Below are 25716 nucleotides of genomic sequence, written 5' to 3'. Positions count from 1 at the left end.
GGCGGATAAGATCCGGAGTGCCCGAGATGGGGGGAGCCCGGTGCAGCTGAAGGTGTCGTACGAGGTTCAGCGCGACGGCATTACCGTTGTGCGGGTCGAAGGTACCGGCGAGGAGGCCGTGCTCAATTCCGGCACCAAGACGGAACTGCGCACTGTACTCGTGCAGTTGGCCCAAGAAGGGCGCCTGCTCTTCGTCGTCGACCTCAGCGGGTTGGACGACATCAGTGGCGACGGCGTGGGTGTACTGGTCGGGGCCTTGAAACGGGTGCACTTCAAAGGCGGGACGGTCGCGCTGGTCGTCACCGGCGAGCGCGTGCTCTCCGCGTTGTCCAAGAGCGGCCTGAACCGGGTCTTCCGTATCCACGACAGTGTGGAGAGCGCCGTGGGGAAGCTGATCGTGGACTATGCGGAGGAAGGTATTCAGCAGCGCTGCGCGGCCATTGAGGAGCGCGCCCGCGAGCGGCTCGCCAGGGAAGCCGCCGGCGCGGCGAGCCGCGTCGTGGTGTCGGACGGCTTCTCCTACGAGCACCTCACCGAGAGCATCAGTCTGGTGAAGGTCGCGGTGGAACTGGACGTCTACACAGCGCCGGCCCTGCGTGAGGTGCTGGTCGACCTGATCAACCAAGGACGGTACTTCCTGGTGGTCGACCTGAGTGCTATCGAGCACTTCGACTCGACCGGAGTGGGTGTCCTCGTCGGCGCGCTGAAGCGCGTCTACGTCCAGGCCGGTGCGCTGGCGGTGGTCGCCACCTCCGGCCGGGTGCTGAAGCAGTTCCGGATCACTGGACTGACCAAGGTGTTCCCCATCTTCCAAACGGTGCATCCGGCCGTCGAGTACCTCGGCCGGAAGGACCTCCGCACCCATGCATGACGGTGAGACCCGTCGGCGGACCGCCGCTGAATGGGACCCCCTGCGTTTGGGAGTTCACCCCGCGCCCGCCCCGGACGGGACCATCGACCTGCCGTTGACGGAGTACCTGCCCCGTCCGCACGACGACACTCTGCGGCAGCGGCTGGCCCGCACGGCGGCCACGCACGGAGCCGTGTTCGTATTGCTGGTGGGCCGCTCCGCGAGCGGAAAGACCCGTGCCGTCTACGAGGCGGTGGCTGCCGTCCTGCCCGACTGGCCCGTGGTGCACCCCGCCGACGCCGACGAACTCGCCGCGGCGGACATCGGTCCGCGCACCGTGCTGTGGCTCGACGAGACGCAGCGCTACCTGTGCGGCGCCTCGGGAGAGCGATCGGCCAGGGCCCTGGGGAGAGTGCTCGACCAGGTGGCACCGCTCGCCGTGGTGGGCACGATTTGGCCGGAGACACTGAGGCGACTGACGGAGAACAGCCGCGGCGACGAGGGCGAGAGCCCCCACATACGAGCGTTGTTGACAGGACGTCACGCCGTGATCGCGGTGCCGGACACACTGACCGGTGACGCCTCGGCTGTCGCCGCCGCGGCGGCCCGCGACGCCCGCCTGGCAGCCGCCGTACGGGCCGCAGGACCCGGCAACCGGGTACTCCAACACCTCACCGGGGGCCCGGAGTTGGTTCGCCGCTGGGATATGGGCCCCGACCAGTGGTTCACGGCTGCCGAGCACGCCGTGCTCACGGCTGCGGTCGAGGCACGCCGGCTCGGCCACGCCAGCGCCGTCCCCGCGCGGCTGCTGATGGAGGCGGCGTCCGGTTTCATGGACTCCACCTCCCGTGCCACCGCGGGCAAGGAGTGGTTCCCGGCTGCCATCAGCGCCCTGACCGCCACTGGAGGCGGCCCGGCGCCGCTGATCGCGGAGCGGCACGAGCCGGGTGTCGGCGACCCCGACAGTTACCGCCCGGACGACTACTTGGAGCAGCACATCCGCCGGGTCCGAGCCCATCGCGTGCCACCGGCCGAGTTCTGGACGGGGGCGACCTGGGCCCGGACCCCCGATGACCTCTACGCCTTCGGCCGGGCCGCCGAACAGCGACGTCGCTACGGCTGTGCCGCCGAGCTGTACAGACAGGCCGTCGAACAGGGCCACAGTCGGGCCCGGGCCGCCTGGGCCGTACTGCGGGAGACCACCGACGGGCGGGCCGCCGCCGAGGAGGCGGCCTGGACGGACGGGGCCGCCTGGGCGGCGCTTGCCGTGTCGAGGGAGTCCGACGGCGACAAGTCGGCTGCCTACGAGGCCTATCGGCGCGCGGCCGAGGCGGGAGACGTGTGGGCCTGGTCGGCCATGGCCCGCACACATGAGGAGGAGGGGGACCCCGCCGCCGCGGACGCCGTCGCGGCCCTGGCAGCGGCGGCGGGACAGCCGCACGCCTGGCGGACGCTCGGCCGGATGCGCGCGGCCCACGGGCCGTCCGCGGCGAAGGCGTTCGAGCAGGCGGTGGACGTCGGCGACGGATGGGGGCACGTCGGCCTCGCGCAGGTCGCCGAACGCGCCGGTGCCCTCTCCGAGGCGGTGGAGCACGCCACGCGGGCGGCCGAGGCCGGGGTCACCGCGGCCTGGGCGCGACTGGTACGGCTGCACTGGGCGCTCGGCGACCAGACGGCAGCCGTGGCGGCGGCCACCGGCGGCGCGGATGTGGGGAATCCCGAGGGATGGACCCTCCTGGCCCAACTGCGCAATCAGGCAGGCGACTTGTCGGGAGCGGCCGCCGCCCATCGCGAGGCCGCCGCCCTGGGCGTCGCCGCGGCCTGGCGCGAACTGGCCCTGCTCGCCGAGTCGGACGGTGACAGCGTCGCCGCCGAGGAGGCCGCGGCGCAGGCGGTACGCACCGGCGACCCGGAGGCCTGGACCGCGCTGGCCGAGGCCCGCGCGGAAGAGGGCGACGACACGGGCGCTGCCCGCGCCGCGGCGGAGGCGGCCCGCGCCGGTGACGTGGAGGCCTGGATCACGCTGGCGCGCGGCCGGGAGCGCGCCGGGGACACGGAGGGCGCGGAGCTCGCCGCCGACCTGGCCGCCGAACGAGGCTCCCCGGCGGCATGGGCCGCCCTGTCCCGGATGCGGGAGCGGACGGGAGACCGGGAGGCCTCCCGGCGAGCCGTACAACGGGCTGCCGCCCTTGGCGCCACCGACGCCTGGACCGCGCTGGGCCGTGTGCGCGAGGAACGGGGCGACAGTGCCGCCGCCGAACGCGCCTACGGCCGCGGCTGCGAGGCCGCAGACACAGAGGCCTACGCCGCGCTCGGCGCCCTGTACCTGGAACAAGGGCGAACGACCGAGGCCTGCGCCGCCTACCGTTCGGCCGTCGACGCGGGACTCCCCGACGCCTGGGAGGGGCTCCTGACGGCGCTGGCAGCCCAGGCACCGCGCGCCACGTCCGCGCAACTGGTACGGCGACTACGGACGACGGGACTGCCCGCCGACGAGTGAGCACGGCGGTTGGCGCTTGCTGGGAGGGTGCGAGGTCAGCGGGACGGCTTGCGCCGGTCCGCCGCCCGGCGTCCGAGCCTGGCACGCGGTCAGCCCGACAGCCCGGGTCCGCACGTCGCCGAGTTCCCTCGCCCTCACCGCGGCAGCCTGGCCCGCACCCCGCCGGCCCTCGCCGCCGGGCCGGCCGTGGCGCGCACCGAGCGGCTCACGAGGTGTGCGTCCCGGCGCAAGTCCTTCGCGGCGTGGCGGCCGCGCCATGCCAGTGACGGGGACGCACCGGTGTCGTCGGCGGCGATCAGGAGGCCGCCGAGCATGGAGAGGTTCTTCAGGAAGTGGATGCGCTGCTGGGTCCGCTGTTCCGGGTCGTCCTCCTCCCAGAAGCGGTGTCCGGCGAGGGTGGTCGGTACGAGGGTCGCCGCGATGGCGAGCGCGGCGATGCGGGGCATACGGCCGATGCCGAGCAGGACGCCCGCGGCGACCTGGACGGCGCCGTTGAGCCGGACCGCCTGCTCCGTGCGGTCCGGCAGGATCTCCACCCGTTCGGTGATCGGCTGGACGACGGGCTCCGCGACCGGCGCCACGTCCTTGGGGTTGCTCAGGGAGTCCAGACCCCCGGCGATGAACATCGAGGCGAGCATCGGGCGTCCGGCTACACGCAGCAGACTCATGGCACTCTCCGGAAATCGTGGCGGACTGCGGCGATCACCGGGTTCCCGGCCGGAGCCGGCTCATGCGACGGCGACGGCGACAGCGACGGCGACGGCGACAGCGACGCCCGACCGTCACCCCGACGTGCTGAGCCGCAGCTGCATCAGCGTCAGGTCGAACCAGCGGCCGAACTTCGTCCCGGCCTCCCGGACCGTGCCCACGTGCTCGAAGCCCCGGCGCTCGTGCAGCCGTATCGACGTGGTGTTCCCCGACTCGATTCCGGCGATCATGCTGTGCCGGCCGGTGGCACGGGCCGTCTCGATGAGCGCGGTGAGCAGGGAGCCGCCGATGCCCAGACCGTGGTGCTCCTCGCGGACGTAGACGGAGTCCTCCACGGTGTGGCGGAACCCCTCCAGGGCCCGCCAGGGGGCGTAGGACGCGTAACCGGCGATCTCGCCGTCCACCTCCGCCACCAGCGCCGAGCGGCGGTCGAGGTGATCGGCGAACCACGCCTGCCCCTCGGCGGGGGAGTGCGGTACCTGCGTCCACAGGGCCGTCGAGTGCTCGACGGCGTGGTTGCGGATCGCGACGACGGCCTCGGTGTCCTCCGGCCGGGCCGCGCGGACCGTCACGCCCCCTCGCTTCTCGTATATTGGAATCATGTCCAATATGATAGATCCTCTGGTGGAGCGGATCGCCACCCGAATTCGGTCCGAGCGGGAGCGGCGCCGATGGACGCTCGCCCAGCTCGCCGACGCCTCCGGGGTCTCACGGGCGATGATCAACCGGATCGAGCGCGGCGAGAGCAACCCCACGGCCGTCGTCCTCGGCAAGCTGTCCGCCGCCTTCCAGCTCAGCGTCGCGTCCTTGCTGGCCGTCACCGAAGACGCGCCGAAGGAGGAACCGGGCGTGCGGCGGCGGGCCGACGACGTCGAGTGGACCGACCCGGACACCGGCTACCGGCGCCGCCAGATCGCCGGTCCCCGCTTCCCCGCCGAGATCGCGGAGATCCACCTGCCGCCCGGCGCCCGCGTCCCCTACCCGGCCGCCGCCTTCGCCTTCCTCCACCAGCTCGTGTGGGTCCTGGAGGGGCGGCTCACCTTCCACGACGGTGACACCGTTCATGAACTCGGCACCGGCGACATCATCGAACTCGGCGATCCCGCGCCGCGCGTCTTCGCCAACACCGGTACCGACGCCTGCCGTTACGCCGTCGTCCTCAGCCGCACCGACCGGCCGTGACGCGCCCCCTCCGCCGGGGCGGCACCGCCCTGCTCGCCGCCTTGGCCGGTACGGCGACAGCCGACAACTACACCCTCCAGCCCGCCCTCACCGTCGTCGCCGCCGACCTGGACGTCCCGCTCTCCGCGATCAGCCTCGTCCCCTCCGCCGCCCTCGCCGGCTCGATGACCGGCTTCGCCGTGCTGCTGCCCCTCGCCGATCGCATCGCCCCCAACCGGCTGGTCGCCGCCCACTTCACCGCCCTCACCGCCGGCCTCGTCCTGGCCGCCACCGCGTCCGACGCGGCCGTGCTGATCGCCGCCCACCTGCTCATCGGCGCCGCGGCCGCGGTCGCCGCCCAGGCGAGCGTCATCGCCGGACGCCTCGCCGCACCCGGGCGCCGCGGAGCCGCCGTCGCGCTCGTGGCGACCGGCCTGTCCGCCGGGATCCTCCTCAGCCGACTCGTCGGCGGCGCCCTCACCGACCTGATCGGCTGGCGCGCGATGCTCCTGGTCTGCGCCGCCCTCGCCCTGCTCTGCGCCGGAACGGCCGCCGCACTCCTGCCCGGCGAGCGCCCCCGGGCCCGCAACTCCTACCGCACCGCTCTGGCCACCCTGCCCCGGCTCCCGCTGCGCGAGGCCCGGCTGCGGCGGGCGGTCGCCACCGGGGGCCTGTGGTACCTCGCCTTCACCCTCCTGTGGGTCGGCCTCGCGCTCTCCCTGGCCCGGCCGCCGCACTCCCTGGACCCCACCGCCATCGGCCTGTTCGGCCTGGCCGGGCTGCTCGGCTTCGCCGTACTGCCGTTCACCGGGCGGCTCGTCGACCGCCGGACATCCCACACCGTGATGACCGCCGCCGTGACGGTCGCGGCGAGCGGCACCCTGCTCATCGCCCTCGCGCCGGACTCCCTCCCGGCCATCGCCGTCGGACTCGCGGTGTTCGACGCGGGCTGCTTCGTCGCCCAGGCCGCCAACCAGAGCCTCGTCATCGGCATCGACCCCGCCGATTCCGGCAGCCTCAGCGGCGCCTACCTGGTGCTGTACTTCGCCGTCGGCGCCCTCGGCACCGCCCTCGCCGGACCGCTGCTGGACACCATCGGCATGCGGGGCACGACGCTCGTCGCCCTGAGCGCCCTGGCCGGGGCGGCCCTCCTCGCGCGAGTCCCCGCACCGGCGCCCAGACCCTCGTGCGAGTGAGACAAACTGGTGAGAGCCGGGGCAGACCTGGAGCCCTCCGGAAGAATTGCTGTCTCCGACTCGGTGGCACCGTCAGGAGAGACACGTGGGCCTGCCAGCACCCCAACAACGTCTGGTCACTGCACGGACTCCACGAGTGCCTGATGCGCCAGGGCAAGGACGGCGAGGCCCGCATCATCGCCCAACAGCTCCGCATCGCCGCCGCGTTGGCCGACGTACCCATCGAGTCGTCGTGCTTCTGCCGCCTCGCCACGAGCGCCGTTACGGGGGAGTGCTGCGGCTCGTAGAGGGGTGCTGTCCCAGATGGTCGCGGCCCCCTCGGTAGTGGCACGGTGACGTCGTACCGGCGAGACCGCCGTCACCCGCCCGTCTGTACGGCTACGGCCCCGGACCGGCCGCCGACATCGCCACCACCCTCGTCGCCCGCGGCGAGTTCGCGCTGGTCCTCGCCGCCATGGCCGCGGGAGCGGGACTCGACAGCCGGCTGACGGCGTTCATCGCCGGGTACGTACTGGTCCTCGCCGTGCTGGGCCCGGTGGCGGCGGGCCACGCCGACCTGCTGGTGCGTGATCCCGGCGCGGTCCGCCCCGGCCGAGCCCCGGTCGGCCGACCGCGCTGCCCTAAGAACCACCGCTCTACGCTGCCGTCATGACGGAAACAGAGGAGGGACCGGCGGCAGCGGCGGCCCGCTTCACGGGTGGCGCCGTGCTCGGAGCGCGGCGTCTGTCCGGCACGCTGACCGAAGTCACCCTCGACGGCGGGCGGGTGGTGATGGTCAAGCGCGGGGACGGCGGCCCCGGGGCGACCCGGGCCGAGGCGGCGGGGCTGCGCTGGCTGGGCGCGGCGGGCACGGTCCGGGTTCCGGCCGTGCACGGGCACGACGAGGAGTGGCTGGTGACGGACCGCGTTCCGGCCGGCCGGCCGAACCCCGACGCGGCGGAGCGCCTCGGTCGCGAGCTGGCCGCACTGCACGCCACGGGCGCCCCGGCGTTCGGGGCGCCGCCGCCCGACGGCCCGAGGGACGCGTACATCGGACTGGCTCCCATGCGGAACGTCGAGGGTACGGACTGGCCGAGTTGGTACGCCGAGCATCGCGTGCTGGCGTACGTGCGCCGGGCGGTCGACGGCGGCACGCTCGGCGCCGCCGAGGCCGCGGAGTTCGAGCGGGTCTGCGCCCGGCTGTCCGAACTGGCGGGCCCCGCCGAGCCTCCGGCCCGTCTGCACGGTGACCTGTGGAACGGCAACGTCCTGTGGGCCGCGGACGGCCACGCCTGGCTGATCGACCCGGCCGCGCACGGTGGTCACCGCGAGACGGACCTGGCGATGCTCCACCTCTTCGGCTGCCCCCACCTCGACCGCCTGCTGGACGGCTACCAGCGCACGGCACCGCTCAGCGAAGGCTGGCCCGCCCGAATCGCCCTGCACCAGCTCTTCCCTCTTCTGGTCCACGCGGTCCTGTTCGGACGTGGCTACGCGGAGCAGGCGCTTGCGGCGGCGAGGTCGGCCCTGGCGGGCTGACCGTGCGGTGACCTGTGCTCAGGCAGGAACCCGGAGCGTCTCCACGGCCCGGACCAGCGGGGCGAGTTCGGGGTTGAGGGCCGCCTCGTCCAGAGCCTCGCGCAGTGCGGACTCGTTGGTGGGGCGGGCCTCTTCGAGGAGCTTCAGGCCCGCTTCGGTGACGTCGGTGTAGATGCCGCGGCGGTCGGTGGGGCAGAGGTAGCGGGAGAGCAGGCCCCGGTCCTCCAGGCGGGTCACCAGCCGGGTGGTGGCGCTCTGACTGAGGACCACGGCGTCGGCGACCTGCTTCATCTGGAGGTGGCCGCCCTCGCCGCTGTGCTGTCGGCTCAGGACGTCGAGCAGCGAGTACTCCCGCACGCTGAGGTCGTGCCCGGTCTGCAGGGCGCGCTCGATGTGGGCCTCGATCCGCCCGTGCAGCAGGGAGAGCGCGCACCAGCCCTGGGCGAGGGCGGTGAGTGCGGGGTCTGTGGCGGTCATGGGCCTGTCTCCTCCGTCCCGGTGTGACTCACACCAGGATATGCCATACGCGAAATTGTCGTCGCGCGCGATTATTAATCGCCTGCAAGTATCTGGAACAACCCGATGGCGCCGCCCCGTTTTCCCCCGCTAGCGTCAGGATCCCCGCCCGGCCGACACCGACGACCGGCGCCCCGTAAGGAATGCGACCCGCGATGACCAGCCGCCCGCCCATGACGACGACCCTTTGGCGCCCCACGGGCCCCGAGGAGCTGGACCTGGTGCGCGACCTGGACTGGCGGGCCTGGCCGCCGCGCCTGCCCGAGCAGCCGATCTTCTACCCGGTGCTCAACGAGGCCTACGCGGTGAGGATCGCCCGCGACTGGAACGTCAAGCACAGCGGCGCCGGCTTCGTCACCCGCTTCGAGGTCGAGTCCCACTTCCTGCGCCGCTACCCGGTCCAGCAGGCGGGCGGCGAGACGATCCTGGAGCTGTGGGTGCCGGCCGAGGAGCTCGACGAGTTCAACGCGCACATCGTCGGCACGATCGAGATCGTGCACGAGTTCCGGGCCTAACTTCGCGCCAAGTGCCGCATAGTCAGGGCGAGTTGAAGTCGGAAACGGCCCTGCGGGGTGCGTACCGGCCAGCCCAGCAGGTGTTCGGCGTGGGTCAGGCGGTCCTGGAGTGTGGAGTGGTGGACGTTGATGTCGGCGGCCGCCGATCGCAGGCTCGTCGTGGAGGCGACCGCGTGCAGGGTGGTGAGGAGCCAGAGTGTGGTCGACGCCGCGCGCTCCAGGGCCTGGACGTCCGCCGGTGGTTCGGCGCCCGGTACTACCAGGTCGGCGATCCGGGCGACGTCACCGAGGTCGTCGGCGTGCACCACGCGTTGTCCGGGGTCCCGGGCGGTGCCCTCCGCGGTGAAGCGCAGGGCCGTACGGGCGTCGGCCCAGGAGCGTGGCAGGTCGAGGACGGGTACGGCGGGGCCGACCCCGACCCGTCCGACGGGGAGATCGTCCTCCGTATCCGCCGCGACGATCAGGGCCCGCCCCCCGGACACGGCCAGCGCACGCGCCCGGCCCGTGGGATCGAGGCCCAGGCGGCGGGCCGCGTGCAGTCGGGTCGGCTCCGGTGCCGTGGCGTCGAGGAGCGTCTCCATCAGGGCCGGATCGTCGGCCGGGGCCCGGCCGCGGGTGCGGTCCAGCACCAGCCGTACGGCACCGGCGGCCCGCTCCAGGATCACCGCGTCGACCACGCTGGGCTGCGCCCCCGACCGCTCCAGCCACAGCGCCGCCGTACCGCCCGGCGTCAGCGTGGCGGACGGCCAGGCCGGGTCCGGCGGCAGCTCGGTGTCGCTGCGGGTGCCGTCGGCCTCGACCCGCACCCGGACCTGCCGCTCCGCGTCGACGAGCCGCGCCGGGACCCCGGCCAGCACGGCGGCTCCCCGCACCAGCGCCTCCACACCGGCCCGTGACTCGGCCAGTCGGTCGAAGTAGGCGATGACCCGCACGGCGGCGCCGGCGTCCGGGTCCAGCGCGGTGAGACGCCCGGCCAGCTCTTTCATACGTTCATAGTGCGTCGGCCGGGCGCCTTTCGAGGAGCCCCCGGCTACCGGCGGATGTCGACCGGCGCATGCGCGTTCGCCCGGAGCCTTTGGAGAGGGCCGGATAGCGGGGGATGCCCCCCGACAGCCGGGCACTATGCGCGGAGCCCCCGGCCCCCGGCGGATGTCGGCCCGGCACATGCCCGGACGGCCGGGAGCGTCTCGGGAGGGCCGGATACCGGCGGATGCCGATCGAGGAGCCCCGGCCGCCGGCGACCCGCACATGCGCGGACGGCCCGGAGCCTTTCGAGCGGGCCGGATAGCGGGGGATGCCCCCCGACAGCCGGGCACCATGCGCGGAGCCCCGTTACCCGTGGACGTCCACCGACACATGCGCCGACAGCGCGCCCAGGAAGTCGGCCGCGTCGAAGGCCGCCCCGGCGGACGCGACACCCACCGTCCTGGTCCGCCCGGTGAGGACACGGGTCACCGCCTCCACCGCGAGGGGCGCGCTGACCGCGTAGATGTCCCGGCCCCGGGCCACCGCACGGCGTTCCCGGCCGGCCGAGCGCACGACGACGTCGACGAGGAAGGTCTGGTCGGAGCGTCCCCGCTCGTCGGCCGCCGTCGGCGCCGGTGTGTCCGGGGTCGCGATGTCATCGGCCGCCTCGGTCGTCATGTACGTGCGCACCTCGGGCACGGTCAGATGGCTGGGCACGGTGACGACGTCGGCCATCGTGAACTCCGCGACGACCGGCCGGGTCCCCAGCGGCTCGGGGAACGGCCAGTCCACGACGGTCGGCGCGTCGTCGTGGTACTCCAAGCGCCCCTTGGCATAGCGGACCCGCTTGCCCCGCGCCGCTCCCGGGAGACCTCGCCCGCGACCCGCGTCCCGGCGGTGGGCTGCCAGCCGTTCAGCCCGTACGCGATGTGCACCTCGTCGGCGCTCGTCCAGTCGCCCATCGCGGAGGTGACGAGCAGATCGCCGAGACCGCCGTAGAAAGCCATCGCGGGCACGATCAGCGTCCCCGCCGCCCGGGCGCGGTCGGAGAAATGCGTGAACGTGTCGTCATTCGCCTCGATCTCGGCCGCCACGTCCACGTACGGAATCCCGGCCCGCAGCGCCGCCTCGATCAGCGGCCCGGCGGTCGTCGCGAACGGCCCGGCCGTGTTGATCACGGCCGCCGTACCCGCCAGCGCACGGTCCAGCGAGACCGGGTCCTCGACCGACGACGGACGGACGTCCAGGCCCGGCGCGGCCGCCGCCCGCAGCTTCTCGGCGTCACGGCCGGACAGCACCGGCACGAAGCCCCGTTCCAGGAGCTCCGCCACCACGAACCGCCCGGTGTGCCCGTATGCGCCGAACACCGCCACCTGCTGTCCCATGACCACTCCCCGTTCTCGTGCGTTCCGTTGTGATCATCCTGGCAAGGGCGGGCGCCCCACCGTGAGTGTCCGGAACGACACTGCCCATACAATTCCGGACATGGCCTCAGTCGCGTTCGCCGTCACCGACGGGATGCTGCACTTCGAACTGTCCATCGCTCAGGAGATTTTCGGCGGCGCCCCGGACGGGGTGCCCGGGCCCTGGTACGACATGGCCCTGTGCGGAACGGGTGCGGTGCGGGTCGGCGGGTTCCGGGTGGAACCCGACCACGGGCTCGACCACCTGGCGCGCGCCGACACCGTGATCGTCCCCGGCTGGGCGGACATCGACGCCGCCCCGCCCGCCGACCTGGTCGACGCGGTCCGCGCGGCGCACGACGCGGGCAGCCGCGTGGCCTCCCTGTGCACCGGCGCGTTCGTGCTGGCCGCCGCGGGCCTGCTGGACGGCAGACGCGCGACCACGCACTGGGCGCACACCGACGCCCTGACCGCCCGCCATCCCCGGGTGGAGGTCGACCCCGACGTGCTCTACGTCGACAACGGCAGCGTGCTCACCTCGGCGGGCAAGGCCGCGGCCCTGGACCTGTGTCTGCACCTGGTCCGCCTGGACCGTGGCTCGACCGTCGCCAACGCCGTCGCCCGCCGCCTGGTCGTGCCCCCGCACCGGGCCGGCGGCCAGGCGCAGTACGTCACCACGCCGGTGCCCGCCCGGGACGATCACCCGCTCGGCGCGCTGCTGCCGTGGGTGATGGAACGCCTCGACCAGCCGCTGACCGTGGACGACCTGGCGCGCCGCACCCGGACCAGCTCGCGCACCCTCGGCCGCCACTTCCGGGCGGCGACCGGCACCACCCCGCTGCAGTGGCTGCTCACCCAGCGGATCCGCCGCGCCCAGGAGCTGCTGGAGACCACCGACGACAGCGTCGACACCATCGCGACCGCCACCGGCATGGGCACCGCCACGACCCTGCGCCGCCACTTCAACCGCACGCTCGGGGTGCCCCCGGACACCTACCGACGGACGTTCCGCGCGTCCCGCGACGGCTGAGCTCAGCCGGCTGGCAGCCCGGCGCTTCGGCGTGGCCGACCGCTACCAGGGCACCAATCTGTGGGTCGAGCAGAACGGCAAGCGGGTGATGACCCCGATGCTCGTCGTGATGCTCGCGATCGGCTCCACCGACGTCCTGTTCGCCCTGGACTCCATCCCCGCGATCTACGGCCTCACCCAGGACCCGTACATCGTCTTCACCGCCAACGCCTTCGCCCTGATGGGCCTGCGCCAGCTGTACTTCCTCATCGGCGGCCTGCTGAAGAAACTGGTCCACCTCAGCTACGGCCTGTCGATCATCCTCGGCTTCATCGGCGTCAAACTGATCCTCCACGCCCTGCACGAATCAGGCGTCCACGTCCCGGAGATCAGCATCCCCTTCTCCCTCGGCTTCATCGTCCTGGTCCTCGCCATCACCACAGCAACCAGCCTCCACGCCACCCGCAAGACGCCGGACCAAGACCACGCCCTCTAGGCCCGTACTTCGCAGGTCGCCGAAAAGGTTCTCCGCATCGGCCTCACGGCGTCCGATCTCGACCGGGCCGGACCGAGACGGCCATCGCTGCTGCGGTTCCGACCGGCGAGCGATCAGCTACGACCGCTTGGTCTTCACGATCGGGTGACCTGCGAAGTACGGGTCTAGGCTCCAGGCCATGCACAACACCCTGACGGAGCACGCCCGGTGTCTGTACGGAGACGAGTACCGGCCCACGCCGGAGTGCGGGCTCGAACCTTGCCCATGGCTGGTGCTCCCGCAGCGGCCGGACGAGTCGGCTCTGATGCGGGAGGCCGCCAAGAACCTCCGGATGCACGGTCCGCTGGGACGGCATCGCCGCTGATCCGGTGCGGCGGGCGGACGTCCTGGAGGCGGGCGCGGTGGACCCCGGAACCTAGGCCGCCGAGGGCGCCGCCTTCGCGCGCATCATGACGCAGTCGAACTCGACCACCCGGCCGGTGGTCGCCTCGCGGGTGACCGGGTACATGCCGGTGATCTCGAAGCCGCCGTCCTCGTAGGCGGCGACGGACTCGCTCATCGGGGGGCTGCCCTCGTACAGGCGCAGCATGGCGACCTCGGACTGCAGGCCCACGAAGTCGGCGATCCGTTCCCCGGCGCCGGCGTACACCTCCAGGTCGTAGCCCTGGGTGTCCATCTTCAGGAAGGGGCGTGGGTCGTCGATGCCGTCGAGGGCCTCGTCCAGTACGGCGTCCAGGCGGCGGATGCGGATCTCCTCGGTGCGGGTGGTGTGGAAGCGCTTGTAGCGGTCGCGGCCGTAGTCGCTGGCCGGGAGCAGGGAGTTCATGGTGTTCCAGCCGACGTGGATCTCGGCCGTGGTGTTCTCGCGGCCCAGGCCGCAGTGGTGCACCTGCCAGTTCGGATCGCGTTCGGCGGCTTTGCTGAGGCGGGCGAAGGCCTCCTCGGTCGGTTCGAAGGAGACGATCCGGCCCTGGTAGCCGTGCTTGCGCAGCCTCTTGGCGTACTGGCCGTTGTTGGCGCCCACGTCCAGCACGCAGTTCGCGCCGTACAGCTCGAACATCGCGGTGACATGCTGGGTGCACAGATATTCGGCCGCTGCCATCTGAAGCTTGCGCTCGTCCGCCGCGGACGTCTCACCGAGAACGAGCCGGGCCCCGCTCTCGCCCAGGGGGACGCTGGTCCAGCCGCCCGGGGCGCCGCGGTGGACCATCCAGGCGTCCTTGCCTGCGGGTTTCACCGTGTACCGGCCACGCCGGGAGACCAGCGCGGTTCCCGGTGCCAGGTCCGTCACCCGCACGCCGAAACGGGGCATCAGCTGGAGCAGTCTGCGGTAAAGGGTCTGCATCCGCCCACCCTGGCAGAGTTGACCGGAATCGGTCCCCTGTTTGAACGCATTTCAACGAGCGGATGGCGTCCCGGGTTTGCCGCTTGACTTCGAGAGCGCTCGAAGAACTAGCGTCACCGGCGACGGTGACAGTCGGGGCGAACGGAGACGGACATGCAAGTGGGCGTGCACATCAACCGGTTCGACCACCCCGGGGGCGGCCCCGCGCTGGGCAGCGAGCTCGCGGCGGCGGGCCGCGCCGCCGAGGCGGCCGGGGTGAGCTGGTTGTCGGTGATGGACCACTATTTCCAGATGGAGTTCAACGGCGGCGCCGAGGCCCCCATGCTGGAGGCCTACACCACCCTCGGTTTTCTCGCCGGCCACACCTCCACGGTCCGGCTCGGCGCACTCGTCACCGGCGTGACCTACCGCCACCCCGGACTGCTCGCCAAGATCGCCACCACGCTCGACGTGCTGTCGGGCGGCCGGGCCACCCTCGGGATCGGAGCGGCCTGGTACGACCGTGAACACCGGGGCCTGGGTGTCGAGTTCCCGCCGGCCGCCGAGCGCTTCGAGCGCCTTGACGAGGCGCTGCGGATCTGCCGGCAGATGTGGGACCCGGCGGACAACGGCCCCTTCGAGGGCCGCCACTACCGGCTCGCGGAGACTCTGTGCGTCCCGGCCCCGGTCAGCCGCCCGCACCCGGAGATCATGATCGGCGGCGGGGGAGAGAAGAAGACCCTCCGTCTGGTCGCCCGCCACGCCGACGCCTGCAACCTGTTCGCGACCAGCCCGGAGGAGGTCGCGCACAAGCTGGACGTGCTGCGCGGCCACTGCGACACGGAGGGCCGGGACTACGACGAGATCCGCCGGACCGTCGTCTACACGGGCGAGGCCGCCACGGCGGGCGACCTCGATGCCTTCACCCGTGACATCACCGGCTACACCAAGCTCGGCATCGACACGGTGATCCTCGCCCCGCGCACCGGTGAGCCGGCCGCGTTCATCGAGGACTTCGCGGCCCCGGCCGTTCAGCGGCTGGCACAACTGGACTGAGCGGTCACCGGCGGCCTGCTGCGGGAGACGACGCGGGTGCCGCTTTCGTCCACGACCCGGACCTGGAGCGAACCGCATCCGCACCGGGTCCACACCGTGCGGCCCTCGGCGGTGCTGTGCCGGGAGACCACCTGGAACGGCTCGGCGCCGTCGGGCCAGCCGCAGTGCGGGCAGACGGTGGCGGTGGCGCTGGTCATGGCAACTCCTCCTGGGCGGTGATCGGTTCACTGTCCAGGGTGCGGTCGGGCGTTCATGTACGTCCAGGTTGACTTTCCGCACCGCACCTTGAAGCGTGGGCTTCATGATTGACCTGCGCCGACTGCACGTCCTGAGGGCCGTCGCCCACTACGGCACGGTCACCGCGGCCGCCCACGCCCTGCACTTCACCCCGTCCGCGGCCTCCCAGCAGATCCGCCAGCTCGCCCGCGATCTGGGCGTCGACCTGCTGGAACCGCAGGGGCGCGGGGTACGGCTGACCCCGGCCGCGGAGAGTCTGCTCGCCCACGCCGACGCCATCCAGGTCCGCTGGGAGGAGGCCGAACTCGATCTGCGTGCCGAGCACGGGGCTCCCGCCGGACAACTGCGCGTCTGCGGTTTCTCCACGGGCGTGTCGGTGCTGCTGGCGCCGATGGCGGTACGGCTGCGGGAGCGGTATCCGCGGCTGACCGTTCGGATCCAGGAGACGGGGGCGCTGGAGAGCTTCGACCTGCTCTTCGAGGGCGAGACGGACCTGGCCGTGGTGGAGGTGACCCCGCGCAATCCGCCGCTGAGCGACGCGCGCTTCGAACAGCAGCCGCTGCTGGACGATCCGTACGACCTCGTGGTCCCCGACGACCATCCGCTGGCCGGACGTGGGCACGTCGATCTCGCGGAGGTGGCGCACGAGGACTGGATCGCGCCGTTGCCGGAGAGTCCCTGTTGCCCGCATGTGATGTCGGCGTGCGGGGCGGCCGGGTTCACGCCGGGGGTGGTCCATCACGCGATGGACTGGACGGTGACCGCCCATCTGGTCGCCCACCGGCTCGGCGTCGCGCTCGTCCCACGCCTTGCCCGGCTGACCCCCCGTCTGCCGATCACGCGGGTGCGCTGCACCGGCAATCCGCACCGCAAGCTGCTCAGCGCCACCCGCCGGGGCATCCGTACCCGCCCCGCGGTCGCCGTCGCGCTGGAGGAGCTGCGGGAGCTGGCGTCGACGGCGGTGGCCTGACATGCCCGAGTGGGGCGGGGACCGTCGGTTCCCGCCCCACTCACGAACCGCTGCCTCAGGCGGCGGCCGTCTCGCCGGCGTAGCCGTGCACCCGGGCGATGACCTCGGTCAGCTGGGCGGCGACCTCGGCGTCGTCGGCCGGGTGGGTCTCGGCGAAGCGGGTCACGGAGCCGGGGATGGAGAGCTTGACGTCCTCCAGCACCTTGCCGCCGGCGATGCCCACGGCCTTGCGGGTCTCGTCCTGCGCCCACACGCCGCCGTACTGGCCGAAGGCGGTGCCGAGGACGGCGACCGGCTTGCCGCCGAAGGCGCCGGCGCCGTACGGACGGGACAGCCAGTCGATGGCGTTCTTCAGGACGGCCGGGATGGTGCCGTTGTACTCGGGGGAGAACAGCAGGAACGCGTCGGCGGCCTGCGCGGCCTCGCGCAGCTTGGCGGCCGGGGCCGGGACGCTGCCCTCGACGTCGATGTCCTCGTTGTAGAAGGGGATCTCCGCGAGGCCCTCGAAGAGCTCGACCTCGGCGCCCTCGGGCGCGAGCTTCACGGCCGCCTCGGCGAGCTGGCGGTTGTGCGAACCGGTGCGAAGGCTGCCGACGAGCGCGAGGATGCGAACAGACATGCGAACTCCAGATGTGAAACAAGCGGGCGGGGAGCAACCGGACCGAGGTCCGTTTAGTTTCTAGCATCCTAAGCGGACCGCGGTCCAGTTTCATTCCCGATGCTTTACGCTGGCTTCATGTCCGCGTCCCTGCCGCCCTTCCCGCTGCCTCAGGAGCCCCTCGACGAGCCCGAACTGCTCCAGCTGGGTTCCCCGGAGGACGAGCCCTGCCTGCGCGCCGACGCCGCTCGCAACCGGGCCCGGCTGCTGGAGGCCGCCGGACGCCTGGTGGCGGAGCACGGCGCGGCCGGGGTCACGATGGAGGCGGTGGCCGCGGCGGCCGAGGTCGGCAAGGGCACGGTCTTCCGCCGCTTCGGTGACCGCACCGGCCTGCTCACGGCCCTGCTCGACCACTCCGAGAAGAACTTCCAGTCCGCGATCATCACCGGCCCCCCGCCGCTGGGCCCCGGGGCGCCGCCCCTGGAACGGCTCAAAGCGTTCGGCTGCGCCCTGCTGCGCCGCTCGGCCGACGAACTGGAGCTCCAGCTCGCCGCCGAGCCCGTCGCGGAACGCCGCCACTCCAACGCGCCCCGCCGCTTCCTGCGCGGCCACGCGCTGATCCTGCTGCGCCAGATAGTCCCGGACGCCGACTGCGAACTGCTGTCCCTGACGCTGATGGCGTATCTCGACCCCCCGATGATCCACTACCGCAGCAAGGTCTGCGGCATGTCGCAGGAGCGGGTCGAGGCGGGCTGGCTGGACCTCGTCGACCGCGTCACGAGGACCGCCCCGCCCTGCCAGGGGAGGTAACAGCCCCCGCCCGGACGCCCCTTCACAGCTTCTGCAAAGATGCCGTACGTCATGGTGCAGATACCGAAAACGCCCGCGTCCGCGTCTCCCGCACCGCGCTCCGTGCCCACGAGCGCCGATGTGGCCCGCCTGGCCGGCGTCTCGCGCGCGACCGTCTCCTACGTCCTGAACAACACCAGCGCCGTACGGATCAGCGAGCCCACCCGGCGCCGGGTCCACGAGGCCGCGAAGGAGTTGGGGTACGTCCCGCACGCGGCCGCCCGCAGCCTGCGCGCCGGGCACAGCCGGATGGTCCTGATGCCCGCCCCGGCCTTCCCGGTCGGCCCCCTGTACGGCCAGTTCATCAGCGACCTCCAGTCCGCCCTCGGCCGCCTCGACTACACGGTCGTGCAGTACGGCAGCGTCGGCCTGCACGGCGACGAGGCCGCCCGCGCCTGGGCGGAACTGCGCCCCGTCGCCGTCCTGGTACCGGGCTCCGGACTCGGCCCGCAGGGCGTGACGGTCCTCAAGCGCTCCGGCGCCCGGGCCGTGGTCACCATCGGCTCCGAGTGCGTCGAGGGCGCCCACGCCCTCCAGATGGACCACTCGGCCGTCGGCCACAGCGCGGGCCGCCACCTCTACGAGCGCGGCAGGCGCCGTATCGGCGTCGTGGTGCCCGCCGAGCCCGGCCTTGAGGCCTTCTCCGGGCCCCGCCTCGACGGCGTGCGCCGGGCCCTGACCGGCACCGACGCCACGGTGACGGAGCTGCCCCTCGGCTACGACGAGGAGGCCGCCGCCCGCCTCGCCGCACGCTGGCGCGAGCTGGACCTGGACGCCGTGTTCGCCTACAACGACGAGTACGCGATGCTGCTGATGAGGGCCCTGCAGGACGAGGGCGTCGCCGTACCCCGGGACACGGCCGTCATCGGCGCCGACGATCTGATGCTCGGCAGGCTGCTGCGGCCCAGACTGAGTACCGTCCATATCGAGCTGCCGTCCGGCCGCGACCTCGCCGAACTGGTCGACCGCGCGGTGCGCAACCCCGCCGCCGCGCCCGAGACGCACAAGGTACTGGGAGCATCGGTGGTGCACCGCGACTCCAGCTGACGTACGGGAGGCCCTCCATGCGTACGACCGTCGGCATCATCGGTGGCGGCCCCGCCGGGCTCCTCCTCGCCCGTCTGCTGCACCGGGCCGGGGTCGACTGCGTCGTCCTGGAGAGCCGCACCCGCCAGTACGTCGAGCACCGCCAGCGCGCGGGCATGCTGGAGCAGGGCACCGTCGACACCCTGCGCGAGGCCGGCGCCGCCGACCGGCTGCAAGCCGAGGGCATGGTCCACAACGGCATCGAGCTGCGCTTCGAGCGCGAGCGGCACCACATCGACTTCCCGGCCCTCACCGGCGGCCGTACCGTCACCATCTACGCCCAGACCGAGATCGTGCGCGATCTGATCGCGCTCCAACTGGCAGACGGGCCACCGCTGTTGTTCGAGGCCCCGGCCCTTGCCGTCGAGGGCGCGGAAAGCGAGCAGCCGGTCGTGCGCTACCTGCATCAGGGCCGGGAGGAGACGCTGACCTGCGACTGGGTCGTGGGCTGCGACGGCTTCCACGGCGTGTCGCGCGATGCCGTACCGGCCGCCGTGAGCCGGGCGTACGCCCACGACCACCCCTACGCCTGGCTGGGGATCCTCGCCGAAGTGCCGCCGTCCTGCGAGGAGTTGGTCTACGCACGCGGTGAGCGCGGCTTCGCCCTGCACAGCATGCGCTCGCCCTCCGTCTCCCGGCTGTATCTCCAAGTCCCGGTCGGCACCGACCCACAGGACTGGCCCGACGACCGGATCTGGGACGAACTGGCCGCCCGCTTCGCCATCGACGCCGACTGGACCCTGGAACGCGGACCCATCACCGCCAAGTCCGTGACCCCGATGCGCAGTTACGTCCACGAGCCGATGCGCCACGGCCGGCTCCTGCTCGCCGGGGACGCCGCCCACATCGTCCCGCCGACCGGCGCCAAGGGCCTCAACCTCGCCGTCGCCGACGTCCGCTTCTTGAGCCGCGCGCTCGCCGCGTGGCGTTCCACAGGCGAGACACAACTGATCGACAGATACTCGGACGTGTGTCTCGCGCGAGTGTGGCAGGCCACGCGTTTCTCCTACGACATGACTAAGATGTTGCACGCTCAACCAGACGGGGATGCCTTCGACCAGCGGATGCAGCTCGCACGTCTGCGCCGGATCACCGCATCCCGCCACGCGGCCGCCGAACTGGCGGCGAACTACACGGGACTCCCGCTCCCCGAGTGAGTCCCGCGGTGACCGAACGGAGAGCCGTCATGTCGTTGCTCGACCCCAAGTCCTGGCAGCCCCGCCCCCTCACGGGCCCCGAGCACACCGTCACCGAGCCCGCCACCGGCGACGCGCTCGGCACGGTCACCCTCGCCGCCCCCGAGGACGTCGCACCGGCCGCCGAGGCCGCCCGCGCGGCGCAGGCGGAGTGGGCGCGGCTGCCGCACTTCGTGCGCGCCGGGGTCCTGCGCAAAGCCGGGGACCTGTTCACCGCGCACGCCGACGAGCTGCGTGAATGGCTCGTGCGCGAGTCGGGCTCCATCCCCGGCAAGGCCGACTTCGAACTGCACGTCGCCTCCCAGGAGTGCTACGAGGCCGCCGCCCTCGCCTCCCGCCCCGCCGGACACGTCCTGCCCAGCGAGGCGCCCCGCCTGTCCTACACCCGCCGGGTCCCGGTCGGCGTGGTCGGCGTGATCGCCCCGTTCAACGCCCCGCTGATCCTCTCCATCCGCTCCGTTGCCCCCGCCCTCGCCCTGGGCAACGCCGTCGTCCTCAAGCCGGACCCGCGCACCGCGGTCTGCGGCGGCCTGTCGCTGGCCGCGGTCTTCACGGAGGCGGGCCTGCCCGAGGGGCTGCTGCACATCCTGCCCGGCGGGGCGGAGACCGGAGCGGCCCTGGTCGCCGACCCGAGGGTGCCGGTGATCTCCTTCACCGGCTCCACCGCGGCCGGGCGGGCCGTCGGCGAGACCGCCGGCCGCCATCTCAAGCGCGCGCATCTGGAGCTGGGCGGCAACTCCGCCCTGATCGTCATGGAGGACGCCGACCTCGACGCGGTGATCTCCACCGCCGCCTGGGGCTCCTTCTTCCACCAGGGCCAGATCTGCATGACGACCGGCCGCCACCTCGTGCACCGCTCGCTCTACCAGGAGTACGTCGAGCGCCTTGCCGCGAAGGCCGACTCGCTCGCCGTCGGCGACCCGCACCGCGACCAGGTCCACCTCGGCCCGCTCATCGACCGCAACCAGCTCGCCAAGGTGCACGGCCTGGTCGAGGCCAGCGCCGCCAGCGGCGCCAAACTGGCCGCGGGCGGCACGCACGAGCTGCTGTTCTACCGGCCCACAGTCCTCGCCGACGTCGCCGACAACACCCCCGCCTACGCGGAGGAGGTCTTCGGCCCCGTCGCACCCGTACGGCCCTTCAGCACCCCCGACGAGGCCGCCGCCCTCGCGGCGGACGGACCCTACGGCCTCTCCCTGGGCATCGTCACCAGGGACGCGGCCCGCGGCCTGGACCTCGCCGAGCGCATCCCGACCGGCATCGTGCACATCAACGACCAGACCGTGAACGACGAGGCGGTCGCGCCCTTCGGCGGTACGGCAGCCTCCGGCACCGGCGCCCGGTTCGGCGGCGAGGCCAACCTGGAGGCCTTCACCGACGTGCGCTGGACGACGGTGCGCGGGGACGTGGCGCCGTACCCCTTCTAGGCCCGTACTTCGCAGGTCGCCGAAAAGGTTCTCCGCATCGGCCTCACGGCGTCCGATCTCGACCGGGCCGGACCGAGACGGCCATCGCTGCTGCGGTTCCGACCGGCGAGCGATCAGCTACGACCGCTTGGTCTTCACGATCGGGTGACCTGCGAAGTACGGGTCTAGGGGTTACTGGCCGTTCGCCTCGGCCTGGGCCTGCTGCTCGGCCACGGCCTTGCGGACCTCGTCCATGTCCAGCTTGCGGGCCTGCCCGATGACGTCCGTCAGGGCGGCCTCGGGCAGGGCGCCCGGCTGCGCGAACACGGCGACCTGATCCCGGACGATCATCAGGGTGGGGATGGACTGGATACCGAAGGCCGCGGCCAGCTCCGGCTGCGCCTCGGTGTCCACCTTGCCGAACACCAGGTCCGGGTTCTCCTCCGCAGCCTTCTCGTAGACCGGGGCGAACTGCCGGCACGGGCCGCACCAGGCCGCCCAGAAGTCGATCAGGACGAACTCGTTGTCCGTGACCGTCTGGTCGAAGTTCTCCTTGGTGAGCTCCACGGTGCTGCTCATGGCGTGTTCCCTCTTCCTGTGTCGGGGCGAAGCCGTCGGCACAACACGGCCGGACGGGCAGGTATTCCGTGCGCGTACAGTCACGCATCGGCGCACGTACCCGTGTGGCCACGGTGCACACCACCCACCAGACTGACCCCATGACGGAAACGGAATCCATCGCGTACGACGTCGTGGTGCTCGGGGCCGGGCCCGTGGGGGAGAACGTGGCCGACCGCACCCGCGCGGCCGGCCTGTCCACCGCGGTCGTGGAGAGCGAGCTGGTCGGCGGCGAGTGCTCGTACTGGGCCTGCATGCCCAGCAAGGCCCTGCTGCGCCCGGTCATCGCCCAGGCCGACGCCCGCCGCCTGCCCGGCCTGAGCGCCGCCGTGCAGGGCCGACTCGACACGGCGGAGGTGACGGCCCGGCGGGACGGCTTCACCTCCCACTGGAAGGACGACGGCCAGGTCGGCTGGCTGGAGGGCATCGGCGCCGACCTCTACCGGGGCCACGGCCGTATCACCGGCGCCCGCACGGTCACCGTGACCGGCGCCGACGGCACCGAGCGCGTCCTGACCGCCCGGCACGCCGTCGTCGTGTGCACCGGCACCCGCGCGGTCCTGCCCGCCCTGCCCGGACTCGCCGAGGTGAAGCCCTGGACCAGCCGGGAGGCCACCAGCGCCAAGGAGGCGCCCGGACGCCTGGTCGTGGTGGGCGGGGGAGTGGTCGCCACGGAGATGGCCTGCGCCTGGCAGGCCCTCGGCTCACAGGTCACCCTCCTCGTCCGCGGCAAGGGCCTGCTGTCCCGCATGGAGCCCTTCGCCGGCGAGCTGGTCGCCGAGGCGCTCACCGAGGCGGGCACCGACGTCCGCACCGGCACCTCGGTGGAGTCCGTGAGCCGCGAGAACGGCACGGTCGTGGTCGTCACCGACGGCGGCGACCGGATCGAGGCCGACGAGATCCTCTTCGCCACCGGCCGCGCCCCGCACACCGACGACATCGGCCTGGACACGATCGGCCTGAACCCCGGCTCCTGGCTCCCCGTCGACGACAGCCTGCGCGTCACCGGCAGCGACTGGCTCTACGCCGTCGGCGACGTCAACCACCGCGCCCTCCTCACCCACCAGGGCAAGTACCAGGCCCGCATCGCCGGCGCCGCGATCGCCGCCCGCGCCTCGGGCGTCCCGCTCCTGGAATCCGACCCCTGGGGAGCCCACGCCGCCACCGCCGACCACGCGGCCGTCCCCCAGGTCGTCTTCACCGACCCCGAGGCAGCCGCGGTGGGCCTGTCCCTGGCGGAAGCCGAACAGGCGGGCCACCGAGTCCGCGCCGTCGACTACGACCTCGCCAACGTCTCCGGCGCCTCCCTCTACGGCGACGGCTACCGAGGCCGCGCCCGCATGATCGTCGACCTGGAACGCGAAATCCTCCTCGGCGTCACCTTCGTCGGCCCCGGCGTCGGCGAACTCATCCACTCCGCGACGATCGCGGTCGCGGGCGAGGTACCGATCAGCAGGCTGTGGCACGCGGTTCCGTCGTATCCGACGATCAGTGAGGTGTGGCTCAGGCTGCTGGAGACGTACCGGGACAACTGAATCCCGGTCGCCCCGGCCTCACTCGGAGAAGAGTGCCGTCTCCGCCGCCGTACTGGTGAACCCGTTGGTCGTCGTGATGCGCAGCCGGACATCGTCCCCGGGCCGGAACTGGCCGCGGTCGAGGTGGACCGTGGGATCCTTCAGGCCGACGCCCAGGGTCTGCCAGGTACGGCCGCCGTCCGCGCTGACCTGGGCGGAGTAGGAGAGGTCCGGCTCGGGCTCCCGGTCGAACTCCAGGGCCATGCCGAGCATGCCGTCCTCGGCGCCCTCGTACCGCGCCGCTCGCAGCGCGGGCGGGGTGCCGCCCGGCCGGAAGGTGTCCAGCACCTGGCCGTCCACGACCAGTTCGACGGCCTCGGGAGCGGGTCCAGTGGACGTCACCGCGTCGATCAGCCCGGTCCGGTCGGCGCCCGGCTCCGGTTCGGAGTTCAGCTTGACCGGTACCTGGATCTCCTGCGGCGGTGACCCACCGGACTGCAGGATCCGCAGCACGGCCGTCGGGGCCCCTCCACCGTCGGCGGCCTCCTGCGGCGCGGTCTGTCCGGCCGGCGGGCTCGGAGGGACCGCCGGCCGGTCCACCGGGTTGACGAACCGGATGCTGCCCTCGTGGCGGGTCAGGTTCACCGTCCCGACGACGCTGACGAGTTGCTCGGGCGCTCCCTCCGGGCCGGGGCCCGCCGCCTCCCGTGCGCCGGGGCCGGTCGAGGTCACCGTGGTCGCGGTGCGGGTGGGGTGGCGGTCGTCGGGTCGCCCGCCGCTGCCACCGAGGCCCGACATCACGGTGGCCGTCAGCGGCGGCGCCGACGGAACCAGCGGGGCCGGCTCGGCGACCGGTCCGGTGCCCGACACCAGGGCGTCCTCGGCGAGCAGGCGACGCCGTACGCCCTCGTAGGTGTAGGAGCTGAGCCACTGGAAGTTGCAGTAGGTCATCACGTCGTGCCACTGGGCTCCCGGCAGCGCCTTCATCGGCAGGCCCAGGGCCGTGTCACCGACGTCGAAGCCGACGAACGCGTGGGTCTCGTCGCCGATCTGGCCGTTCTTGAAGGGGTAGTTGAGCAGGTCGTCGTGGCTCTCCCCGCAGAAGCCGGGGTGTCTGCGGCCCAGCGTGTGAGCCAGTTCGTGGGCGCCGTACCAGTCGCCGTACACACCGTCGAAGTCCCAGCCGTAGGAGCCGGGGCCGGTCGGTCCCGACGCCACGGTGGTGGGGTCGGGCAGCGCCGGAATGCCCGAGGCCGCACCGCGCATGTAGAAGCCGCCGTCGGCCACCAGACCGTAATAGTGCGTGCGCTGGTCCCCGCCGGTGCTCATGTCGAGCGCGCGGATCGCGGCCAGCTGGGCATTGACGTCCTCGGAGCCGAATTCCGGCGGGACGACGGCGTCGACGAGTCCTCGGGTGCTGATGACCTCGGCCACCGGATAGGCCCGCCCGAGCCAGGACACCAGCGCCCGGTAGTCCTTCTCCCGAGGGGCGTGGACAGTGGGCGGGCTGCCGAACGAGTAGCGCACACCGAGGATGCGCACGCGCAGCGGTGGCCCGGACTTGAACCAGACGGTGGGGCCGGTGGGGCCGGTGGGGCCGGTGAGCGGCAGCGGGGTCCCGCTGACCGCGTCGACGACGTTCACTGCCGTGACACTGAGCGGGCCTTCTGCCGTCAGCCAGCTGGGCAGCACGAAATTGAGGCTGAGTCCGGCGTCCCCGCGACGCGTGGCGAGGTCAGGGGGCTGGGCCGGATCGAGGGAGATCGCGTTGACGGAGGCGATCGTCTGGGCCGGTTCCGCCGGGGAGCGGCGGACGGCGACGGCGCCCCGCACGGAGACCGCCGGCCCGGAGGTGCCCCTCAGGTACAACCGGACGACGGTGGTCTTTCCCGCGATCAGGGTCACCGAGTGGTTGAGGTCCTGTACGGCTTGGGTGATTTCCGCCGCGTCCAGGACGCAGTGTGACTGCGAAGCCATGACCGAACCCCCAGAGCGGTGGTTGACCCCTCCCCCGGAACAGGTGG

The 25716-nt window shown here is 72.6% G+C and carries 24 protein-coding genes and 5 pseudogenes; 19 read left to right on the top strand and 10 right to left on the bottom strand.

Annotated elements, in window-relative coordinates; genetic code table 11:
* Window positions 1-40: 40 nt before the first annotated feature.
* The 3 genes and pseudogenes from RMT89_RS21635 to RMT89_RS21625 all read left to right on the top strand — a co-directional run.
* Window positions 41-370, top strand: a pseudogene (locus tag RMT89_RS21635) (STAS domain-containing protein); the annotation flags it as partial.
* A gap of 171 nt (window positions 371-541) precedes the next feature.
* Entirely contained in the window at window positions 542-871 is a 330-nt protein-coding gene (locus RMT89_RS21630) for an anti-sigma factor antagonist (RefSeq protein ID WP_315885417.1), read from the top strand.
* 46 nt (window positions 872-917) lie between these two features.
* Entirely contained in the window at window positions 918-3350 is a 2433-nt protein-coding gene (locus RMT89_RS21625) for a hypothetical protein (RefSeq protein WP_315885398.1), read from the top strand.
* Window positions 3351-3484: 134 nt separating this feature from the next.
* On the opposite strand, the gene RMT89_RS21620 is transcribed toward RMT89_RS21625, so the two are convergent.
* Together RMT89_RS21620 and RMT89_RS21615 are read right to left on the bottom strand one after the other, a co-directional pair.
* Window positions 3485-4018 (bottom strand): DoxX family protein, encoded by a 534-nt coding sequence (locus tag RMT89_RS21620; protein WP_315885397.1) that lies wholly within the window; start codon window positions 4016-4018, stop codon window positions 3485-3487.
* 114 nt (window positions 4019-4132) lie between these two features.
* Entirely contained in the window at window positions 4133-4660 is a 528-nt protein-coding gene (locus RMT89_RS21615; protein WP_315885396.1) for a GNAT family N-acetyltransferase, read from the bottom strand.
* A 7-nt stretch (window positions 4661-4667) separates the two neighbouring features.
* Between RMT89_RS21615 and RMT89_RS21610 the strand changes: the two genes are divergently transcribed.
* The 5 genes and pseudogenes from RMT89_RS21610 (at window position 4668) to RMT89_RS21590 (ending at window position 7933) form a co-directional block, all read left to right on the top strand.
* Entirely contained in the window at window positions 4668-5240 is a 573-nt protein-coding gene (locus RMT89_RS21610; RefSeq protein WP_315885416.1) for an XRE family transcriptional regulator, read from the top strand.
* The gene (locus RMT89_RS21605) at window positions 5237-6415 is read left to right on the top strand and encodes an MFS transporter (RefSeq protein ID WP_315885395.1); all 1179 of its coding nucleotides are present in this window, start codon (window positions 5237-5239) and stop codon (window positions 6413-6415) included. The genes RMT89_RS21610 and RMT89_RS21605 overlap by 4 nt, the downstream gene beginning before the upstream one ends.
* Before the next feature lie 95 nt (window positions 6416-6510).
* Window positions 6511-6702, top strand: a pseudogene (locus RMT89_RS21600) (hypothetical protein); the annotation flags it as partial.
* 77 nt (window positions 6703-6779) lie between these two features.
* Window positions 6780-7067, top strand: a pseudogene (locus RMT89_RS21595) (cation/H(+) antiporter); the annotation flags it as partial.
* Window positions 7064-7933 (top strand): fructosamine kinase family protein, encoded by an 870-nt coding sequence (locus RMT89_RS21590; RefSeq protein ID WP_315885394.1) that lies wholly within the window; start codon window positions 7064-7066, stop codon window positions 7931-7933. The pseudogene RMT89_RS21595 and the gene RMT89_RS21590, both read left to right, overlap by 4 nt.
* 18 nt (window positions 7934-7951) lie before the next feature.
* Here RMT89_RS21590 and RMT89_RS21585 read toward each other — a convergent pair whose 3' ends face one another.
* Window positions 7952-8410 carry a MarR family transcriptional regulator gene (locus RMT89_RS21585; protein ID WP_315885393.1) on the bottom strand — a complete coding sequence of 153 codons (459 nt, stop codon included), beginning with the start codon at window positions 8408-8410 and terminating at the stop codon, window positions 7952-7954.
* A gap of 194 nt (window positions 8411-8604) precedes the next feature.
* On the opposite strand from RMT89_RS21585, the gene RMT89_RS21580 reads away from it, so the two are divergent.
* A complete protein-coding gene (locus tag RMT89_RS21580) occupies window positions 8605-8964 on the top strand; it encodes a hypothetical protein (protein ID WP_315885392.1) in 360 nt (119 codons plus the stop codon).
* Here the strand turns inward: RMT89_RS21580 and RMT89_RS21575 are convergent.
* Window positions 8961-9950: a helix-turn-helix domain-containing protein gene (locus RMT89_RS21575; protein ID WP_315885391.1), complete on the bottom strand. Its 990-nt coding sequence runs from the start codon at window positions 9948-9950 to the stop codon at window positions 8961-8963. The genes RMT89_RS21580 and RMT89_RS21575 overlap by 4 nt on opposite strands.
* A 346-nt stretch (window positions 9951-10296) precedes the next feature.
* Window positions 10297-11315 (bottom strand): annotated as a pseudogene (locus RMT89_RS21570) (saccharopine dehydrogenase family protein).
* A 100-nt stretch (window positions 11316-11415) separates the two neighbouring features.
* On the opposite strand from RMT89_RS21570, the gene RMT89_RS21565 reads away from it, so the two are divergent.
* The 3 genes and pseudogenes from RMT89_RS21565 (at window position 11416) to RMT89_RS21555 (ending at window position 13202) form a co-directional block, all read left to right on the top strand.
* Complete coding sequence (locus tag RMT89_RS21565) at window positions 11416-12363, top strand: helix-turn-helix domain-containing protein (RefSeq protein ID WP_315885390.1); 948 nt, start codon at window positions 11416-11418, stop codon at window positions 12361-12363.
* A 16-nt stretch (window positions 12364-12379) separates the two neighbouring features.
* A pseudogene (locus tag RMT89_RS21560) lies at window positions 12380-12838 on the top strand (TerC family protein); the annotation flags it as partial.
* Between the two features lie 178 nt (window positions 12839-13016).
* Window positions 13017-13202 carry a hypothetical protein gene (locus RMT89_RS21555; protein ID WP_399498454.1) on the top strand — a complete coding sequence of 62 codons (186 nt, stop codon included), beginning with the start codon at window positions 13017-13019 and terminating at the stop codon, window positions 13200-13202.
* A 51-nt stretch (window positions 13203-13253) separates the two neighbouring features.
* Here the strand turns inward: RMT89_RS21555 and RMT89_RS21550 are convergent, their stop codons facing one another.
* Window positions 13254-14183 carry an FkbM family methyltransferase gene (locus tag RMT89_RS21550; RefSeq protein WP_315885389.1) on the bottom strand — a complete coding sequence of 310 codons (930 nt, stop codon included), beginning with the start codon at window positions 14181-14183 and terminating at the stop codon, window positions 13254-13256.
* Between the two features lie 153 nt (window positions 14184-14336).
* Here RMT89_RS21550 and RMT89_RS21545 point away from each other — a divergent pair, with 153 nt between their 5' ends.
* Window positions 14337-15218 (top strand): LLM class F420-dependent oxidoreductase, encoded by an 882-nt coding sequence (locus tag RMT89_RS21545; protein WP_315885388.1) that lies wholly within the window; start codon window positions 14337-14339, stop codon window positions 15216-15218.
* Here RMT89_RS21545 and RMT89_RS21540 read toward each other — a convergent pair.
* Window positions 15194-15415: a hypothetical protein gene (locus RMT89_RS21540; protein WP_315885387.1), complete on the bottom strand. Its 222-nt coding sequence runs from the start codon at window positions 15413-15415 to the stop codon at window positions 15194-15196. The genes RMT89_RS21545 and RMT89_RS21540 overlap by 25 nt on opposite strands.
* Window positions 15416-15519: 104 nt before the next feature.
* Between RMT89_RS21540 and RMT89_RS21535 the strand changes: the two genes are divergently transcribed.
* A complete protein-coding gene (locus RMT89_RS21535; RefSeq protein ID WP_315885386.1) occupies window positions 15520-16425 on the top strand; it encodes a LysR family transcriptional regulator in 906 nt (301 codons plus the stop codon).
* Between the two features lie 55 nt (window positions 16426-16480).
* Here RMT89_RS21535 and RMT89_RS21530 read toward each other — a convergent pair whose 3' ends face one another.
* A complete protein-coding gene (locus tag RMT89_RS21530) occupies window positions 16481-17044 on the bottom strand; it encodes an NAD(P)H-dependent oxidoreductase (RefSeq protein ID WP_315885385.1) in 564 nt (187 codons plus the stop codon).
* A gap of 117 nt (window positions 17045-17161) precedes the next feature.
* On the opposite strand from RMT89_RS21530, the gene RMT89_RS21525 reads away from it, so the two are divergent.
* From RMT89_RS21525 to RMT89_RS21510, 4 genes are read left to right on the top strand one after another with little or no spacing between them, the layout of a single operon-like run.
* Window positions 17162-17833: a TetR/AcrR family transcriptional regulator gene (locus tag RMT89_RS21525; RefSeq protein ID WP_315885384.1), complete on the top strand. Its 672-nt coding sequence runs from the start codon at window positions 17162-17164 to the stop codon at window positions 17831-17833.
* A 39-nt stretch (window positions 17834-17872) separates the two neighbouring features.
* Window positions 17873-18919 (top strand): LacI family DNA-binding transcriptional regulator, encoded by a 1047-nt coding sequence (locus RMT89_RS21520; protein WP_315885383.1) that lies wholly within the window; start codon window positions 17873-17875, stop codon window positions 18917-18919.
* 17 nt (window positions 18920-18936) lie between these two features.
* Window positions 18937-20115: a 4-hydroxybenzoate 3-monooxygenase gene (locus RMT89_RS21515; protein ID WP_315885382.1), complete on the top strand. Its 1179-nt coding sequence runs from the start codon at window positions 18937-18939 to the stop codon at window positions 20113-20115.
* Window positions 20116-20144: 29 nt separating this feature from the next.
* The gene (locus RMT89_RS21510; RefSeq protein WP_315885381.1) at window positions 20145-21581 is read left to right on the top strand and encodes a benzaldehyde dehydrogenase; all 1437 of its coding nucleotides are present in this window, start codon (window positions 20145-20147) and stop codon (window positions 21579-21581) included.
* A 171-nt stretch (window positions 21582-21752) separates the two neighbouring features.
* On the opposite strand, the gene trxA is transcribed toward RMT89_RS21510, so the two are convergent.
* Window positions 21753-22139: a thioredoxin gene (trxA, locus tag RMT89_RS21505; RefSeq protein ID WP_315885380.1), complete on the bottom strand. Its 387-nt coding sequence runs from the start codon at window positions 22137-22139 to the stop codon at window positions 21753-21755.
* 140 nt (window positions 22140-22279) lie between these two features.
* Here trxA and RMT89_RS21500 point away from each other — a divergent pair, with 140 nt between their 5' ends.
* The gene (locus RMT89_RS21500; protein WP_315885379.1) at window positions 22280-23713 is read left to right on the top strand and encodes an NAD(P)/FAD-dependent oxidoreductase; all 1434 of its coding nucleotides are present in this window, start codon (window positions 22280-22282) and stop codon (window positions 23711-23713) included.
* Between the two features lie 18 nt (window positions 23714-23731).
* Here the strand turns inward: RMT89_RS21500 and RMT89_RS21495 are convergent, their stop codons facing one another.
* Complete coding sequence (locus RMT89_RS21495) at window positions 23732-25669, bottom strand: hypothetical protein (RefSeq protein WP_315885378.1); 1938 nt, start codon at window positions 25667-25669, stop codon at window positions 23732-23734.
* Between the last annotated feature and the right edge of the window lie 47 nt (window positions 25670-25716).

Source organism: Streptomyces sp. P17 (assembly GCF_032436805.1).
In the GTDB taxonomy this organism is placed as follows: Bacteria; Actinomycetota; Actinomycetes; order Streptomycetales; family Streptomycetaceae; genus Streptomyces.
Note: the sequence above shows the minus strand (reverse complement) of the source record. Positions and strands in the feature narration are given on the sequence as shown.